Origin of the sequence: Mesorhizobium sp. M0088, assembly GCF_040322895.1 — a bacterium.
Taxonomy (GTDB): Bacteria; Pseudomonadota; Alphaproteobacteria; order Rhizobiales; family Rhizobiaceae; genus Mesorhizobium.
This window is the reverse complement of sequence record NZ_JAMYUI010000037.1, coordinates 1-15790: the sequence shown is the minus strand read 5'-3', so window position 1 is coordinate 15790 and position 15790 is coordinate 1. Positions and strand designations below refer to the sequence as shown.

Below are 15790 nucleotides of genomic sequence, written 5' to 3'. Positions count from 1 at the left end.
GGAGCGCGTTTGCAGGGCCGCCTTTCAATGAAAAGACTGGGACGTTTTCTAGGTCTTCTGTTGGTTGTCGTCGCACTCGCCGTGGCGACGGGCACCTTCGTGCCACGGCCGCTGTGGCCGGCGGCCGCCGCCATGCCCGCCGCGACGCGCCACATCCTGGTGCTGAACAATCCGATCCACACCGACATCGCCATCCCGGTCGACGACGCCGTGCGCCGGCGTTTCCACTTCCTGGTCGACGCCGGCATACCGGCCGACAGGCCGGAGGTCCGCTACATCGTCTTCGGCTGGGGCGGCCGCGGCTTCTACCTGGAGACGCCGACATGGTCCGAGCTGAAGGCGGTGCCGGTGATGAAGGCACTGACCCTCGACGCGTCGGTCATGCATGTCGATGTCGCCGGTGACATCGTCGAACAGCGCCCCGATGTCGCGGGGTTCGACATCACCGAGGACCGGTTCGCGGCGTTGCTCGATTTCATCGATGCGAGTTTCCAGCGGGGACCGAAAGGCCCGATCCTCATTCCGGACGCAGCCTATTCCAGGTTCGACGGCTTCTACGAAGCCAATGGCCATTTCAACGCACTGGTCGGCTGCAACACCTGGACGGCGGCCGCCTTGCGCACCGCCGGCCTGCGCACCGGCTGGTGGAACCCGCTGCCTGTATCGCTCGGCCTGTCGATGAGGCTGTATAATTAGCTGTCTCGTCTTGTCGCGTTTCGCCAATGCGAGACGCCTCATTCCTTCGCGCCCCCTCTGTCCTGCCGGACATCTCCCCCAGGGGAGATTGGCGGTTCGGCGCCCCGCTCTTTCCTGCGGCCCTGCAACGTTCGAGATTGGTGAAATCGGCGGTGCCGGCCGATCTCCCCCCAGTGGGGGAGATGTCCGGCAGGACAGAGGGGGGCGCTGTCCCGCCAGCCTGTCAGGCTTTCAACGCCTGACAGCAGCCTCAACTGCCCGCCACCCATAGAGCCAATCCAGATCCGCCGCGAGCTTTTCCGAGCGCACCTTCAGGAACACATTGCGCGCAATCGCCACCGGACCCGAGGCATGCCAGGCCAGCCGGTTGACAGCGCCGCGTCGGGCGACCTGCGCTACACGCGGTCGCCGTGACTGTTCCCAGGTCGCAGGTGCGGCCAAGGGGTCGGCAGGGAAGTCGGCGATGATGTCGGCAAGCGTCGCAGCATCCTCTATCGCCATCGCCGCACCTTGCGCCGCGAACGGGGTCATCGCATGCGCGGCATCGCCGATCAGCGCCATGTTGCCGGCCGTCCAAGGTTGTTTGCTGTCGACCGTGTGGATCGGCCATGCGGTCCACGGGCCGGCCTGCTCGACCAGACGGGCAAGTCCTGCCGCGGTGCCGCGCAGGGCATGGGTCAGGATCCCGGCGTCGGCGTTGCCGGACCAGCCCTCGGCAATACGGTCGCCCTTGGTGAAGGCAGCGAGATTGAAGGCCGCACCCTTGCTGACGGGATAGGCCACCATATGGAAGCCGGGATGCAGGAAGGTGGTGACGCAGTCCCTGGCGCCGATGGCGGCAAAGCTCTGACCGGCGGCGCTCTCGGCCGCGACGGTGGCGCGCCAGGCCAGTTCGCCGGAGAAATGGTTCCTTGGCGAAGCCGACCCCTTGGCCGAATCGACAAGTGCGCGCACCGACGACCAGACGCCATCGGCCCCAACCAGCAGGAAACCCTCCGCCTCGATGGTCTTGCCGCCGATCTCGGCCGTCGCGGTGATGCCATCCGGGCCGGTGTCAACGTCGCCGATGCGGGCGCCGGTGGTGAGATGGATATCCGGCATCTCGGCAACGCGCGCGGTCAGTGCGCTCTGCAGATCGGCCCTGTGCGCGACGAGATAGGGTGCCTGCCAGCGCGTTTCGGCGGCTTGCCCCAGCGGCACGCGCGCCAGTTCGCGCAAGGTCGCGGCCTCCTTCAACACCACGGCTTCCGGCCGCACCGTTGCCGGCAGCAGCTTGTCGAGTACGCCAAGCTGGCGAAGGATACGGGTCGCGTTGGGAGAGAGCTGGATGCCGGCGCCGGCAGCTTCCAGGCGCTGCGCCTGTTCGAACACCCGAACAGGGTAGCCGCGGTCGACGAATGCAAGCGCTGCGGTCAATCCGGCGACACCCGCGCCGGCGATGACAATTTGCCGGGATCGCGTGTCGGTCATCGGGCTGGTCGCGAAAGACTCAGGCGGCCTGATCGATGTAGATGCAGCCGGCCGGCAGCGTCTCGGTCGCCTTCAGCTTCGGAGAATAGCGGTAGAGCGTCGAGCAATAGGGGCAGACTTTTTCGTTGTCGTCGCCCATGTCCAGAAACACATGCGGGTGGTCGAAAGGCGGATTGGCGCCCGTGCACATGAATTCCTTCACGCCGATGTCGATTGCCTGATAGCCCGCATCGTTCTGAAAATGGGGAATGGAACCGCCTGCCATCGTCGTCTCCTTAACGCAGTCTCGTCTGCATCTGGATCATATCAGGCCTCTTTGCAAGTTCGATGAAATGAAACTGTCGCAAAAGCCTGTCAGAGGATAAGTTAAGCCGGTTAACGCATGGCCCCGAAGACCGACATCGGTTTTCGGCAAGGACCATGCGTCGCCTTGGAGTGGCAGAGCGTCCTTTGCGCGTCCTGAATGACGCACGACGCTTTAGCTGGCTGACGGTGTGGAAGAGCGGGAATCATGAACGAACTGAAGCCGGTGCAGAACGAATTCGTGGATGTCGAGGTGGCCCGCCCGGAGGGCGGCAATCCGGACCGGTTTGTCAACCGCGAGTTTTCCTGGCTGCAGTTCAACCGGCGCGTCCTCGAGGAGTCGCTGAACCTCAATCATCCGCTGCTGGAGCGCGTCCGCTTCCTGTCGATCTCGGCCGCCAATCTCGACGAGTTCTTCATGGTCCGCGTTGCCGGTCTTGCCGGCCAGGTACGAGAAGGCATTACGCTGAAGAGCCCTGACGGCCGCACCCCCGAACAGCAGCTCGAACAGTTGCTGCGTGAGGTCGAGCGGCTGCAGGAAGACCAGCAGAAGAGCCTTTCGGCGCTTACCGTGCTGCTCAACAAGGAAGGCATCGAGAGCATCACCCGCGATGCGCTGACCAAGGACGAGAAAATCTGGCTGGAAGACCATTTCCAGGAACAGGTTTTCCCGGTGCTCACCCCGCTGTCGATCGATCCGGCGCACCCGTTCCCGTTCATTCCCAATCTCGGCTTCTCGATGGCGCTGCAATTGCGCCATCGCAAGAACGGCGAGGAGATGAGCGCGCTGCTGCGCCTGCCGGTGGCGCTGAAGCGCTTCATCCGTCTGCCGGACCGCAAGCATCATGTCCGCTTCATCCCGCTGGAAGAGGCGGTCGGCCTCTATATCGGCAAGCTCTTCCCCGGCTACGAGGTCAAGGGCTCCGGCACGTTTCGCATCATTCGCGATAGCGATATCGAGGTCGAGGAGGAGTCCGAGGACCTCGTGCGCCTGTTCGAAACGGCGCTGAAGCGGCGGCGGCGCGGTTCGGTGATCCGCATCGAATTCGACAGGCTGATGCCTGGCGAATTGCGCGACTTCGTGGCAGGCGAGCTTGGCGTGTCGTCGAGCCGCATCAGCGTGCTCACCGGGCCGCTGGCGCTCAGCCAGATTTCCGAGATCGTCGCCGTCCCTCGCGACGACCTCAAATTCATGCCCTACAATCCGCGTTTTCCCGAGCGTATCCGCGAGCATGGCGGCGATTGTTTCGCCGCCATCCGCGAGAAGGACATCGTCGTCCATCACCCCTACGAATCGTTTGACGTCGTGGTGCAGTTCCTGCGCCAGGCGATGGCCGATCCGGAAGTGGTGGCGATCAAGCAGACGCTTTACCGCACCTCCAATGACAGCCCGATCGTGCGTGCGCTGGTCGACGCGGCCGAGGCCGGCAAGTCGGTCACCGCGCTGGTCGAGCTCAAGGCGCGTTTCGACGAAGAAGCCAACATTCGCTGGGCGCGCGATCTGGAGCGTGCCGGCGTGCAGGTCGTGTTCGGCTTTCTCGAGCTGAAAACCCATTCGAAAATGTCGCTGGTGGTGCGGCGCGAGGACGGCAAGCTGCGCAACTACGTGCACCTCGGCACCGGCAACTACCATCCGGTAACGGCGCGCATCTACACCGACCTGTCCTTCTTCACCACCGATCCGACGATTGCCCGCGATGTCGCCCAGCTGTTCAATTTCATCACCGGCTATGCCGAGCCGACCGACGAAATGCGGCTTGCGATCTCGCCGTTCACGCTGAGAAGCCGCATCCTGAAGCACATTGCCGACGAGATTGCCTACGCGGTGCAGGGGAAACCGGCGCGCATCTGGATGAAGATGAACGCACTCGTCGATCCGATTATCATCGACGCGCTCTACGATGCCAGCCGGGCCGGCGTCGAGATCGACCTGGTCGTGCGCGGCATCTGCTGCCTGAGGCCGCAGGTTCCGGGCCTGTCGGAAAACATCCGCGTAAAATCGATCGTCGGCCGTTTTCTCGAGCACAGCCGCATCTATTGTTTCGGCAATGGTCACGGCCTGCCGTCGGACGAGGCGATCGTCTACATCTCCTCGGCCGATCTGATGCCGCGCAATCTCGACCGCCGCGTCGAAACCATGGTGCCGATCACGAATCCAACTGTGCACGAACAGATCCTTGGCCAGATCATGCTGGGCAACATCATGGACAATCAGCAAAGTTTCGACGTATTGGCTGATGGAACCTCCCGGCGCGTCGTGCTGGAGGAGGGCGAGGAACCGTTCAACGCGCAGGAATATTTCATGACCAATCCGAGCCTGTCGGGACGGGGTGACGCGCTGAAGTCGCATGCGCCCAAGCGCATTGCGCAGTTCAAGCGCCGCAAGAAGAACGCTGCAGCGTCCGGCTGATGCTGTCTGATTCCCAGGGCCGGCTGCAGGACCGCCGACCGCTGTCCATCATCGACATCGGATCGAACTCGATCCGCCTCGTCGTCTATGAGGGGCTGGCGCGCTCGCCGACCATGCTGTTCAACGAAAAGATGCTGGCCGGTCTCGGCCGGGGCATCGTTTCGACCGGCAAGCTCGACCCCGAGGCGGTGACGCGCTCGATGGAAGAGTTCCGCCGCTTTCGCGCGCTTTCCGACCAGGCCGGCGCCGAGCAGATGTATGTGCTGGCCACCGCCGCGGCCCGCGAGGCGGTCAATGGCCCTGATTTCATCCACCGCGCCGAGGAGGTGCTGAAGACCGAGATCCGTGTCATCAGCGGCCGTCAGGAAGCGTATTATTCGGCGCTCGGCGTCATTTCCGGCTTCCATCCGGCCGACGGCATCGCCGGCGATCTGGGCGGCGGCAGCCTCGAACTGGTCGACGTCGCCGGCGAAGCGATCGGCGACGGCATCACACTGCCGCTGGGCGGCTTGCGCCTGCAGGACATGGCGAAGAACTCGCTGACCCAGGCGGCGAAGATCGCGCGTGACGAACTGGCGAAGGCCAAGCTGCTGAAAGGCGGGCAGGGCAGGCCTTTCTACGCCGTCGGCGGCACCTGGCGAAATCTCGCCCGGCTGCACATGGAAATGACCAACTATCCGCTTGGCGTCATGCACCATTACGAGATCTCGGCCGAAAGCGCGGCGAATTTCCTCAAGCAGGTGGCCAAAGCCGAGATCGAGAAGGTCAAGGGCATCGAAGGCGTTTCCAAGAACCGCCGTTCGCTGCTGCCCTATGGCGCCGTCGTGCTGCAGGAGATCATGGCGGCGATGCAGCCGTCGAAGATCATCGTCTCCGCGCTCGGCGTGCGCGAAGGCTTTCTCTATTCGCTGCTCGACGAGGCGGAGCAGAAGGCCGATCCGCTGATTTCGGCCTCGGAGGAGCTTGCACGCCTGCGCTCGCGCTCCGTCACCCATGCGCATGAACTTGTCGACTGGACCGCCAAAACCTTTGCCGCCTTCGGCATCGACGAGACCGAGGACGAGGCGCGCTACCGCCACGCGGCCGCATTGCTGGCCGATATCGGCTGGCGCGCGCATCCCGAATATCGCGGCAAGCAATCGCTCAACATCATCGCGCACGCCTCCTTCTTCGGCGTCGACCATCCCGGCCGTGCCTTCCTGGCCATGGCCAACGCCTATCGTCACGACGGCATCTTCAACGAAGCCATCGCCCCCGAGATCAAGGCGTTGGCGCCGCCGCGTTATCTGGAGCGGGCGCGCGTACTCGCCGCGATGATGCGCGTCGTCTACCTGCTGACGGCGTCGATGCCCGGCATCATGCCCAGGCTGAAATGGGAACAGCGCGCCAACGGCGTGCTGGCGCTGGTCTTGCCGGCATCGCTGGCCGATCTCTATGGCGAGCGGCCGGCCGGGCGCCTGGCGCAACTGGCAAGGATCACCAACCGCCGTCTGGTGCTGGCTGTCGAGGGTGGGCCCAGCATGTCGGTGAAGTAGGGCGTGTCGGTCAAGTAGGCGTTACGCCGAACCACGCCCGTCGACGCAGGGCCATGGACTCTTGCGAAGAGGACCCTCACCCTAGCCCTCCCCACAAGGGGGAGGGAACGCTGCCGCGTGCCTTAATTGTTCTTTCTTTGCCCCGAAAAGACAGGCGACTAGCCTGGGTCGGCGCCAACGGAAGTCTCCCTCCCCCTTGTGGGGAGGGGTAGGGGTGGGGGTCCGTGCCGGGCAGACATCTCAGGAATTCCATATGCGATAGCCGCGCCCGTCGACCGACCAGGCTCCCGCACCGGCCATCGCCAGCGCAACAAACCCGCCTGATATCGCAATGTCCTTCATCAGCATCTGCTGGTGCAGGAAGGCGAGCATTGCGTCGCCGCCGCCCTGGCCGTAATGGCCGATGAAGCCGGCGGCAATGCAGAAGGCGGCAAGCAGCAGCGCCGCGATCCGGGTCTGGAAACCCACCAGGACGAGCAGCCCGGCGATCAGTTCGAACAGTCCCGTGCCCCAGGCGGCAAGTGCCGGCAGCGGCAGGCCGAGGTTGGCGAAATAGCCTGTGGTGCCGGCTATGTCGCTCAATGCATGGAAACCGGAGGGCACGAACAGGGCGGCGAGCAGCAGCCGGGAGAGCAGGAGCAGCGCGTTGCGGGGCATGTTCACCTCCCTCGGCCGCCGGCCGGCTTCGTCCCGATAGCCCTATCCTAGCAGAAAACTCCGGCCGACAGATCGGCGGGCATACACCGATAACGAAAAAGCGGCGCGGAAAATTCCGCGCCGCTTTTTCGTTCGGCTATTGCCAGTATTGGCTCAGCCGCGCTTGGCGTCGAGCGAATAGGCGCCGGCGCCCGAGGAAGCCAGCAGGAGGAAGCCGCCCGCGATGGCGAGGTTCTTGAGAAACTGGATCATCTGCATTTGGTCGGCCCAACCGGTATGGGCGACCAAACCGGTAGCGACGGTGAAGATCGCAAGCACCCAGGCGACGATCCGGGTCTTGAAGCCGACGAGGATGGCGACGCCGCCAAGAAGCTCGATCAAGCCGACGACAATGGCCGTCACGGTCGGCAAGGGCAGGCCGAGGGCACCGAAATAGCCCGCCGTGCCGGTGATGGCGGTCAGCTTGCCGAAGCCTGAAAGCAGGAAGATGACCGCAAGCAGGACGCGGCCGAGGAGGATGGTGGTCGAGGCATTGGATGCGCCGGAACCGGCGACTGAAGTGTTGATGGACATGGTGGCTCTCCGGGATGGGTTGATACCGGGGAGATAGAGCAAGCCGACTGTTCACCAAAGCCACCAGACTGGCGACACATTGTTCACAGTACTTACGTTTCCGTGATCGGGCGGCCTGCGAAAAATTTGCTTCGCGTCACGTCGTGACGGGAGTAAATTCTCCCGTCACGAAACACCCGGCTTTTGGTTGACGCAATTCCGGACCGAAAACCGCAAGACACTTTCCTGGAATTGACTACCCCGGATGCGTCATGTCCTCCGGCCGCACCAGCCGGTCGTAATCGGCTTCGCTGACCAGCCCGGTTGCAAGCGCTTCCTCGCGCAGCGTGGTGCCCTTCTTGTGCGCGGTCTTGGCGATCTTGGCGGCATTGTCGTAGCCGATGGTCGGCGCCAGTGCCGTCACCAGCATCAGCGATCGGTCGAGTGCCGCCTTGATGTTGTCTTCGCGCGCCTCGATGCCGACGACGCAATTGTCGGTGAAGGACACCGAGGCGTCGGAGAGCAACTGCACCGACTGCAGGAAGTTGTAGGCCATCAGCGGGTTGTAGACGTTGAGCTCGAAATGGCCCTGACTGCCGGCGAAGGTGAGCGCCGCATTGTTGCCGAACACCTGCACGCAGACCTGTGTCAGCGCCTCGCATTGGGTCGGGTTGACCTTGCCCGGCATGATCGACGAGCCCGGCTCGTTTTCCGGCAGCGACAGCTCACCGAGGCCCGAACGCGGGCCGGAACCGAGGAAACGGATGTCGTTGGCGATCTTGAACAGTGCGGCGGCCGCCGCATTGATGGCGCCGTGCGAAAACACCATGGAATCATGGGCCGCCAGCGCCTCGAACTTGTTCGGCGCGGTGACGAAGGCGATGCCGGTAATGGTGGCGATGCGATCCGCCACCCTTTCGGCGAAGCCGACCGGCGCGTTGAGGCCGGTGCCGACGGCGGTGCCGCCCTGCGCCAGCTCCTGCAGGCCGGGCAGCGTCAGCTCGATGCGCTTGATCGACGAGGCGACCTGCGCCGCATAGCCCGAAAATTCCTGGCCAAGCGTTAGCGGGGTGGCATCCTGCGTGTGCGTGCGGCCGATCTTGATGATGTGATTGAACTCTCTGCTCTTGGCGGCGAGCGCCTTGTGCAGGTGCTTCAGCGCCGGCAGCAGATCGTGCACGATGCGTTCGGCGCAGGCGATGTGCATGGCCGTCGGATAGGTGTCGTTCGACGACTGGCTCATATTGACGTGGTCGTTGGGATGCACCGGCTTCTTGGAGCCCATGACGCCGCCCAGCATCTCGATCGCCCGGTTGGAGATCACCTCGTTGGCGTTCATGTTGGACTGTGTGCCCGAGCCGGTCTGCCAGACCACCAGCGGGAAATGGTCATCGAGCTTGCCGTCAATGACCTCTTGCGCCGCCGCGACAATCGTCTTGCCGATCGCAGGATCAAGCCGCTTGAGCTCCATGTTGGCTTCGGCCGCCGCCCGCTTGACGATGCCCAATGCGCGCACGATCGACGCCGGCTGCTTCTCCCAGCCGATCTTGAAATTGCCAAGGGAACGCTGCGCCTGCGCGCCCCAGTACCGGTCGGCGGCAACTTCGATGGGACCGAACGTGTCGGTTTCGGTTCTGGTATTTGCAGCGGTCACGGGTCTCTCCTTGTCGAAGTCGGCAACGGCGTATCGCGTTGCACAAACGGCTTCAAGCGGAGATTGCGGAGGGGATTGATGCAAATCGGTTGAAGGTGATCTCCCCCCTCGAGGGGGAGATGTCGCCGAAGGCGACAGAGGGGGTCGGTTCGACCGGGCGTGACCTCTTATCGCCGCCGGAAGAGGCTGGCGCTCCACGCCTGCTGCCATCTCCCTCAAAGGCGGGGGATTCTTGCGAAGGAGGACCCCCACCCTAACTTGCCGGGGCGAGACCCGTGGCTCGCCCCGGCAAGTTAGGGGTGGGGGTTCGTGCCGGGCAGACATCTCAGGAATACCATATTCGATAGGCCAGCCGAGGCCGGTTACGCGCCGGTGGTCGCAAGCTCCCGCAGGGCCAGCCGGCCCGCGACATAATTCTTGACCTGGCGGACGGCCTGTTCGCGCGAGACGCTGCCCGGCTGCAGGCCGAGCCGCAGCCAAAGCCCGTCGATCAAAGCAGTGACGCCAAGCGCGATGTCGTCGGCATCTCCAGGCGAGGCGAGGCCGTGCAGGCCCGACAACAGGTTCGAGCGCATGCGCGCATGGATCACCCGCTGGATACGGGCCATCTTCTCGTCGCGCGGCACCTCGGCGCAGAGCGACAGCCAGGCATGGCACAGAGGCGGCTGGAACAGATGCTCCTCGAAATTGCCCTCGATCACCGCATCCATGCGCTCCATCGGCGTACGCGCCCGGCGAAGCCGCGCGATCACCGCCTGGCACAGGACGGCATTGGCTTCGCGCATCGCGTGCTCGAACAGTTCCTGCTTGTTGCGGAAATAGTGCAGCACGATGCCTTTGGAGGCACCTGCCTGGGCGGCCACTTTTTCCAGGGTCGCGCCGGCAATGCCCTCGCGCTCCAGAACCACGAAGGCCGCCTGCCGCAGCTCCTTGCGGCGTATCTCACTGAGACGCTTGAGTTTCACGGGATTGGTCCATGCATTTCGAATCCACGTTGACATTTTCGTCCGCTCAGATCAAGAATTGACCCATGGGACAATAAAAAGACCAATTGGTCAATTTTACGAATGAGGAGAACCGAAATGTTGCGCATCTTTGCAAATGGCGTCTGCCTTGCCGCCCTCATGTTGGCCACTCATGCGGCCCAGGCGGCCGAGGGCCAAGAGTGCAGGACGGTCCGCATGGCCGAACCCGGCTGGAACGACCTTGCCTTCACCACGGGGGTCGCCAACGTCCTGTTGGAGGCGCTCGGCTATCAGCCGCAAAGCCAGGTGCTCGGCATAAATGTGATCTACGAGGGCATGAAGAACAGGGACCTCGACCTGTTCCTGGGCTACTGGGATCCGGCCATGGTCACCTATTACGAGCCCTACAAGAAGGACGGCTCGGTCGAAAATGTGCGCGTCAATCTCGTGGGCGCCAAATACACCTTCGCCGTTCCGACCTACGCCTGGGATGCCGGCGTCAAGGACATTTCCGACCTGCACAAATTCGCCGACAAGTTCGGCAAGAAAATGTACGGCATCGAGCCCGGTTCAAACCAGTTGATGATGGACGCCATCGCCGATCCCGCCTTTGGCCTGGACGGCTGGCAAGTGGTCGAGTCCAGCGAAGCCGGCATGCTTTCCGAGGTCGGCTACGAGATCAAGGAAAAGCAGTTCATCGTCTTCCAGGGCTGGGCGCCGCATCCGATGAACACGATGTACGACTTCAAGTACCTGACCGGCGGCGACAAGTTCTTCGGCCCGAACTTCGGCGCCGCGACGGTGACGACGCAGGTGCGCAAGGGCTATCTCGAGCAATGCCCGAACGTCGCGCAATTCCTCAGGAATCTCGCCTTCGACATCGATTTCGAGAATGTCGGCATGGGCTATCTGATCAATGACGGCATGAAGCCGGAGGACGGCGCGCTGAAGGCAATCACGGCCAACAAAAGCCGCCTCGACGCCTGGCTCGCCGGCGTCACCACCTTCGACGGCCAACCCGGCCTCGCCGCGGTCAAGGAAAAGCTCGGTCTGTGAGAGCGGCGGTGCTTGATGCTTTGCCGGAGCAGGGCGCCTGGGCCGGCCGCAAGCAATTCGTCACTGTCGGCGATCTCGACATCGCCTATGTCGAGGTATCAGGCGCCGAGCCGGCACTGCTGTTGGTGCACGGCTTCACCGACACCAGCCGCAGTTTTTCGCTTCTGGCGCCATATCTGGCCGGCCGTCGTCTGATCATGCCGGATCTGCGCGGCCACGGCGCCTCGCAGGCTGGCAAGAACTGCGGCATCGCCGATCTTGCCGATGATATGGCCGGGCTGATCCAGAGTTTACAACTCGACCGACCGGTCGTCGTCGGCCATTCGCTGGGCGCCATGGTGGCTGTCGCCTTGGCTGCGGGGCACAAGGAGTTGATCGGCGGGCTGGTGGTCCTGGCCGGCACGTTGAAGCCCGATTTCGCGCCGGGTCATCCGCTGGTGGTGAGCGTCGAGGCCCTGCGCGACCCGATATCGCCGGCCGATCCGTTCTATGCCTGGTGGCATGCCTGTCGTCCCGACGTGCCCGCAGCCTTTCTCGCCGGCTTGGCGCAAGAGGCCTCGGCGATGCCGACCCCGCGCTGGCGCGCGATTCTCGAGGAAATCCGCCGCGCCGACCTGACCGATGCTGCACGAGCCGTGCAAGCCCGGACGCTGATCATCGCCGGCGCCTGCGACCCGCTGTTCGGCGAGGCGCACCAGCAGGCGTTGCAATCCGCCCTTGCCGGAGCCGTCTTCGTTCGGGCCGAGAGCTGTGGCCACAACCCGCATTGGGAAGACCCGGTCCTTGTCGCAAAGGCGATCATCGAGGCATTTGAAGTCTAACGCCCGACCAATGATTGCGATGTGGGCGACAGCCGCAAAGTCTCCGTTTGTTTGGTCAGGCCGAGCTGCGCGGCCTGCCAAAAATCCCGCCATGCCGGAGAAGCGGCTAGGGCGGCCTGGTGGCGGGCATGCGCCTCGGTGCTGGCAAAACCCATGACGCTGATGAAGACGTTTTCATCAGCCCGTACCGGCAGGCGCGGAAAACTGTTTTCGGCATGCTCGGTAACGAAAGCGGCGAGCAGGCGTGCGTCGGCCGTCATCAGGCAGGCCGTCTCAATCTCGAAGCGAGTGGCGAAATCTATCTCCGTGCCGGGCTGCAAATGATGAATCTCGATGACAGCGATGCCGGTCAGCGGTTTGTTTTGAATGGGCTTTTTATCGTCGGCCAGGCTTGGCCGCTGCTTGCCCGCGAGGTCGAAGCCGGCGCCCGGCCACGCCGGCTTGAGCAGCAGCACATCGTCGGAATCGATCATTGTCTCGTTGGCCGCGTGGCTGTTCGCCGCCCAGACCGGCCCGCCATAAAAAGCGGCGAGAGCATTTTTCCGCGCATCCATGCCGTCGAAGCCGCGCATCCAGACGAACATGTCAGGCCGATCGAGGTCCCGGAACTGGCCGATGATGGTCATGCCGGCGTCCTCCTGGCCCTCGATCAGCCTGCCGTCGAAGATGCCGATGAGCGTGTCGCGCCGACCAGGCTTCAGCGTGTATTGCCGAAGCTCGACGACAGGCGAAGCGAGCGCTGAGGGTTTCGTCGCGACGTTCTGGGGCAGGTTCATCCGACATTCTCCAAAACAGGGTGATCGTCCTGTTTTGTAAAACAGACCGGTTGTCCTGTTTTGTCAACATGCTATCTTCTTTTGCCTTCTCCCCTTGTGGGAGAAGGTGGATTGGCGCGCAGCGCCGAGACGGTTGAGGGGTGCTCGACGGTGCGCCGTTGGTGTCAAGCTGGAGCACCCCTCATCCGCCTTCACTTCGTTCAGGCACCTTCTCCCACAAGGGGAGAAGGGGGAGATTCGCATGGCGGGAAAACGCACCAACGACCCTGAAGGCATGCGCAAGAAAGTGCTCGATGTCGCCGAGGACGCCTTCCAGGCGCGTGGCTATCACGCCTCCAGCATCGGCGATCTGATGGCGGCGGCTGATGTCAGCGGCGGCGCGCTGCATCACCACTTCCCGACCAAGAAGGCGCTGGCGCTGGCTGTGATCGACGAGCGTGTGGCGGCAGCGGTCGAAGAGACATGGATCGCCCCGGTGCTGGCGGCGGCATCGGCGCGCGAGGGCGTGCGCTCGGTGTTCGAGGCCGTGGCGGCGGAACTGGAGCAGCAGGGTTTCGTGCGCGGCTGCCCGCTCAACAATCTGGCGCACGAACTGTCGCTTGCCGATCCCGATTTTCGCACTGCCCTTGCCGGGATTTTTGCCGGGTGGCGGCGCGCGATTGCCGACAAGCTGCGTGCCGACCAGCAGGCGGGCAAGGACGAGGGCACGGACCCCGAACGCTTCGCCGCGCTGACGGTCGCCGCCTATTCCGGGGCGATGTCGATGGCCAAGACGGCGCAGGATGCCGGTGTGCTGCGGTATTGCCTGGCGGGGCTGGAGCGCAGCGCGCCGTCGCCGGGCGGCTTGGTTGCCAGGCGACGCAACAGGATACTGCCACGGCCGAGAACCTCTTGACTTTGCGGCGCTGCGTTCTTCATCCGATGCCGGGCGAGGTGGGGAACGCCGGGCTCTGGTTCAGCTACTCGGCCAGCGGCTTGATCGTCTCGTAGCCGTTGACGGATTCCGAACCGGTGCCTTCATCGTAGCGCCGCGCGAGCGCGGCTTGCAGATCGGGCGCATAGAGGGAGGTGAATGAATCCAGCGTCTCGCCGGCGCCGTTCTTGAAGGTCTCCTTGACCGCCAGGACATTGTATTTGCAGTCGCCCAGACGGAATGTTTCCTTGCCCTTGACGATCAGGCTCAGCGTCTTGGTGCCCTTCGGCGGCTTGTTCGGCGACAACTCGACGAACTCTATCGTGGCCTTTGCCCCCGCCTTCAGCGGGAACAGCTTTCGCAGATCGGAAAACGGGATCATCGCCTGCCGGCCGGTGTCGCTGTCGCGAAACACCTCGATCAGGCCGGCGAACAGATATTGGGTTTGGGGCGATTGCGATTCGTAGGTGTTGGCAACCGACATCATCCCGCCGGCCACGGGCCGAAATTCGCTGTGGATGCCGGGTCTCGCCAGAACGAAACCCTTCCTGGCGGACTTGGCATCGACGCAATCGGCGGCATGCGCGGTGCTCGCGCACAACATCGCGGCCAGGATCATGCAGATAGGTGCGGCTTTCATCTTTCGTCCTCCTCCGCTTGCGCAAGCGAGACATGCCAGACCCGTGGCGTCATGTCGATGATGGCGCAGAGGCGCTGGACGACCGGCCGCTGTCCATGCTGAATCAGCAGATGATGAATCGCCGTTCGACTGGATCGCTTTCCCGACGCAACTTCCTGGTACAGGCTGCGGGATTTGCCGCGGCCGGCGCCTTGCCGCGGCCGGCCTTCGGCCAGACCGGACAACGCGTCCAGTCGATCGACGCCACCTTCCTGTTCATCGCCGATGTCCATGCCTGCCGCATGGCGAGCGGCTTGAGTCCCAACTGCCTGCAGGAAGGCAAGACCGACGCCGCGCTGCTGCGCAACGTGGCGGTGCTGAATGCGCTTGGCGACAAGGACTGGCCGGCCGAGATCAATGGCGTCGCCACCGGCCTGCGTTCCGCCGGCAAGATAGGCACGCCGCTCGGCCTCGTCGTCGGCGGCGACGTCACCGACGATGGCGGCGGCCAGATCACGCAGCCGAGCGAGGGCACCCAACTGCTCCAGTTCAGCCAGCGCTACAGCCAGGGCGTCGGCCCGGATCGCGTGCACATGCCGGTCTATATCGGGCTCGGCAACCATGATCTCGACCAGAACGGGCCGCCGCACCATGTCGACTGGTACCGGCGCGAACTGCGCGACTATGTCGAGGTCAACCATCGCGCCGGCGTGTTCTTCAAGCCGCCGGTGCCGGCCACCGACTATGATGTCGACACCGACTGCTACTCCTGGGACTGGGGCGGCCTGCATCTGATCCAGACGCATCGGTTCGCCGGCGATACCGGCCACGGCGCCGAGAGCAGCCTGCCATGGCTGAAGCAGGACCTGGCGACCTATGCGGCGGACGGCCGTCCGGTCGTCCTGTTCCAGCATTATGGCTGGGACACTTTTTCGGTGGAACGCTGGGATGCCGCCAAGAGCCACTTCGATGATGACGGCACCGGTGCGCCGCATTGGTGGAGCGAGGCCGACCGGCAGGCGTTGCTGGCGGCGCTGAAGGGCTACAATGTCGTCGGCATTTTCCACGGCCACCAGCACGAAACGCCGCTGATCTATCGCAGGGACGGGATCGACCTGTTCAAGCCGAAGGCTGCCTATATGGGCGGTTTCGCGCTGGCCAGGGTGACCAGCGACGGCATGGACGTGGTGCTGGGCGAGGCGACCGGCGATCATGGCGAGGTTGCCTTCACCAATGCTTTCAGCAAGGGCTGGAGCACATGAAAAAGGCGGCCTTCGCGGCTAATGCAGTTCACTTAGGCACCTTCAGTGTTCTGACAGGATATTTGGCTGGTAGCTTTTTGACGACACGGGGGCATGATCGC

At 63.7% G+C, this 15790-nt stretch carries 15 protein-coding genes; 7 read left to right on the top strand and 8 right to left on the bottom strand.

What is annotated here, in order from left to right; translation table 11 throughout:
- Nucleotides 1-27: 27 nt before the first annotated feature.
- On the top strand, nt 28-696 hold the full coding sequence (locus NKJ67_RS32175) for a TIGR02117 family protein (RefSeq protein ID WP_352585358.1): 669 nt from the start codon (nt 28-30) through the stop codon (nt 694-696).
- A 231-nt stretch (nt 697-927) separates the two neighbouring features.
- Here the strand turns inward: NKJ67_RS32175 and NKJ67_RS32170 are convergent, their stop codons facing one another.
- Together NKJ67_RS32170 and NKJ67_RS32165 are read right to left on the bottom strand one after the other, a co-directional pair.
- Nucleotides 928-2166 carry an FAD-dependent monooxygenase gene (locus tag NKJ67_RS32170; protein WP_352585356.1) on the bottom strand — a complete coding sequence of 413 codons (1239 nt, stop codon included), beginning with the start codon at nt 2164-2166 and terminating at the stop codon, nt 928-930.
- 19 nt (nt 2167-2185) lie between these two features.
- On the bottom strand, nt 2186-2431 hold the full coding sequence (locus NKJ67_RS32165) for a zinc-finger domain-containing protein (protein WP_023814125.1): 246 nt from the start codon (nt 2429-2431) through the stop codon (nt 2186-2188).
- Between the two features lie 246 nt (nt 2432-2677).
- Here NKJ67_RS32165 and NKJ67_RS32160 point away from each other — a divergent pair, with 246 nt between their 5' ends.
- Together NKJ67_RS32160 and ppx are read left to right on the top strand one after the other, a co-directional pair.
- Nucleotides 2678-4879 (top strand): RNA degradosome polyphosphate kinase, encoded by a 2202-nt coding sequence (locus NKJ67_RS32160; RefSeq protein WP_127810804.1) that lies wholly within the window; start codon nt 2678-2680, stop codon nt 4877-4879.
- Nucleotides 4879-6414 (top strand): exopolyphosphatase, encoded by a 1536-nt coding sequence (gene ppx / locus NKJ67_RS32155; protein ID WP_127270757.1) that lies wholly within the window; start codon nt 4879-4881, stop codon nt 6412-6414. Before NKJ67_RS32160 ends, ppx begins: the two co-directional genes overlap by 1 nt.
- A 240-nt stretch (nt 6415-6654) precedes the next feature.
- Here the strand turns inward: ppx and NKJ67_RS32150 are convergent, their stop codons facing one another.
- From NKJ67_RS32150 to betI, 4 genes are all read right to left on the bottom strand, one after another.
- Nucleotides 6655-7071, bottom strand: a complete 417-nt coding sequence (locus tag NKJ67_RS32150) for a DoxX family protein (protein ID WP_352585353.1) — start codon at nt 7069-7071, stop codon at nt 6655-6657.
- A 153-nt stretch (nt 7072-7224) separates the two neighbouring features.
- On the bottom strand, nt 7225-7644 hold the full coding sequence (locus tag NKJ67_RS32145; protein WP_352585351.1) for a DoxX family protein: 420 nt from the start codon (nt 7642-7644) through the stop codon (nt 7225-7227).
- Between the two features lie 235 nt (nt 7645-7879).
- The gene (fumC, locus tag NKJ67_RS32140; RefSeq protein WP_352585349.1) at nt 7880-9277 is read right to left on the bottom strand and encodes a class II fumarate hydratase; all 1398 of its coding nucleotides are present in this window, start codon (nt 9275-9277) and stop codon (nt 7880-7882) included.
- A 362-nt stretch (nt 9278-9639) separates the two neighbouring features.
- Nucleotides 9640-10278 (bottom strand): choline-binding transcriptional repressor BetI, encoded by a 639-nt coding sequence (gene betI / locus NKJ67_RS32135; protein WP_352585347.1) that lies wholly within the window; start codon nt 10276-10278, stop codon nt 9640-9642.
- Between the two features lie 81 nt (nt 10279-10359).
- Between betI and choX the strand changes: the two genes are divergently transcribed.
- Nucleotides 10360-11298, top strand: coding sequence for a choline ABC transporter substrate-binding protein (gene choX, locus NKJ67_RS32130; protein ID WP_352585346.1), 939 nt, complete (start codon nt 10360-10362; stop codon nt 11296-11298).
- A gap of 8 nt (nt 11299-11306) precedes the next feature.
- Nucleotides 11307-12119, top strand: a complete 813-nt coding sequence (locus NKJ67_RS32125; protein ID WP_352585344.1) for an alpha/beta fold hydrolase — start codon at nt 11307-11309, stop codon at nt 12117-12119.
- Here the strand turns inward: NKJ67_RS32125 and NKJ67_RS32120 are convergent.
- Nucleotides 12116-12895, bottom strand: coding sequence for an NIPSNAP family protein (locus NKJ67_RS32120; RefSeq protein ID WP_352585342.1), 780 nt, complete (start codon nt 12893-12895; stop codon nt 12116-12118). The genes NKJ67_RS32125 and NKJ67_RS32120 overlap by 4 nt on opposite strands.
- Before the next feature lie 241 nt (nt 12896-13136).
- Between NKJ67_RS32120 and NKJ67_RS32115 the strand changes: the two genes are divergently transcribed.
- Nucleotides 13137-13790, top strand: coding sequence for a TetR/AcrR family transcriptional regulator (locus NKJ67_RS32115; RefSeq protein ID WP_352585340.1), 654 nt, complete (start codon nt 13137-13139; stop codon nt 13788-13790).
- A 64-nt stretch (nt 13791-13854) separates the two neighbouring features.
- On the opposite strand, the gene NKJ67_RS32110 is transcribed toward NKJ67_RS32115, so the two are convergent.
- Nucleotides 13855-14448: a hypothetical protein gene (locus NKJ67_RS32110; RefSeq protein WP_352585338.1), complete on the bottom strand. Its 594-nt coding sequence runs from the start codon at nt 14446-14448 to the stop codon at nt 13855-13857.
- Between the two features lie 110 nt (nt 14449-14558).
- On the opposite strand from NKJ67_RS32110, the gene NKJ67_RS32105 reads away from it, so the two are divergent.
- Nucleotides 14559-15689 carry a metallophosphoesterase gene (locus NKJ67_RS32105; RefSeq protein WP_352585403.1) on the top strand — a complete coding sequence of 377 codons (1131 nt, stop codon included), beginning with the start codon at nt 14559-14561 and terminating at the stop codon, nt 15687-15689.
- The last annotated feature ends 101 nt before the right edge of the window (nt 15690-15790 follow it).

Bases quoted from the DNA above. Each gene is read 5' to 3' on its own strand.
- NKJ67_RS32175 (WP_352585358.1), top strand. From the start codon at position 28: ATGAAAAGACTGGGACGTTTTCTAGGTCTTCTGTTGGTTGTCGTCGCA.
- NKJ67_RS32170 (WP_352585356.1), bottom strand. From the start codon at position 2,166: ATGACCGACACGCGATCCCGGCAAATTGTCATCGCCGGCGCGGGTGTC.
- NKJ67_RS32165 (WP_023814125.1), bottom strand. From the start codon at position 2,431: ATGGCAGGCGGTTCCATTCCCCATTTTCAGAACGATGCGGGCTATCAG.
- NKJ67_RS32160 (WP_127810804.1), top strand. From the start codon at position 2,678: ATGAACGAACTGAAGCCGGTGCAGAACGAATTCGTGGATGTCGAGGTG.
- ppx (WP_127270757.1), top strand. From the start codon at position 4,879: ATGCTGTCTGATTCCCAGGGCCGGCTGCAGGACCGCCGACCGCTGTCC.
- NKJ67_RS32150 (WP_352585353.1), bottom strand. From the start codon at position 7,071: ATGCCCCGCAACGCGCTGCTCCTGCTCTCCCGGCTGCTGCTCGCCGCC.
- NKJ67_RS32145 (WP_352585351.1), bottom strand. From the start codon at position 7,644: ATGTCCATCAACACTTCAGTCGCCGGTTCCGGCGCATCCAATGCCTCG.
- betI (WP_352585347.1), bottom strand. From the start codon at position 10,278: ATGTCAACGTGGATTCGAAATGCATGGACCAATCCCGTGAAACTCAAG.
- choX (WP_352585346.1), top strand. From the start codon at position 10,360: ATGTTGCGCATCTTTGCAAATGGCGTCTGCCTTGCCGCCCTCATGTTG.
- NKJ67_RS32120 (WP_352585342.1), bottom strand. From the start codon at position 12,895: ATGAACCTGCCCCAGAACGTCGCGACGAAACCCTCAGCGCTCGCTTCG.
- NKJ67_RS32115 (WP_352585340.1), top strand. From the start codon at position 13,137: ATGGCGGGAAAACGCACCAACGACCCTGAAGGCATGCGCAAGAAAGTG.
- NKJ67_RS32110 (WP_352585338.1), bottom strand. From the start codon at position 14,448: ATGAAAGCCGCACCTATCTGCATGATCCTGGCCGCGATGTTGTGCGCG.
- NKJ67_RS32105 (WP_352585403.1), top strand. From the start codon at position 14,559: ATGATGAATCGCCGTTCGACTGGATCGCTTTCCCGACGCAACTTCCTG.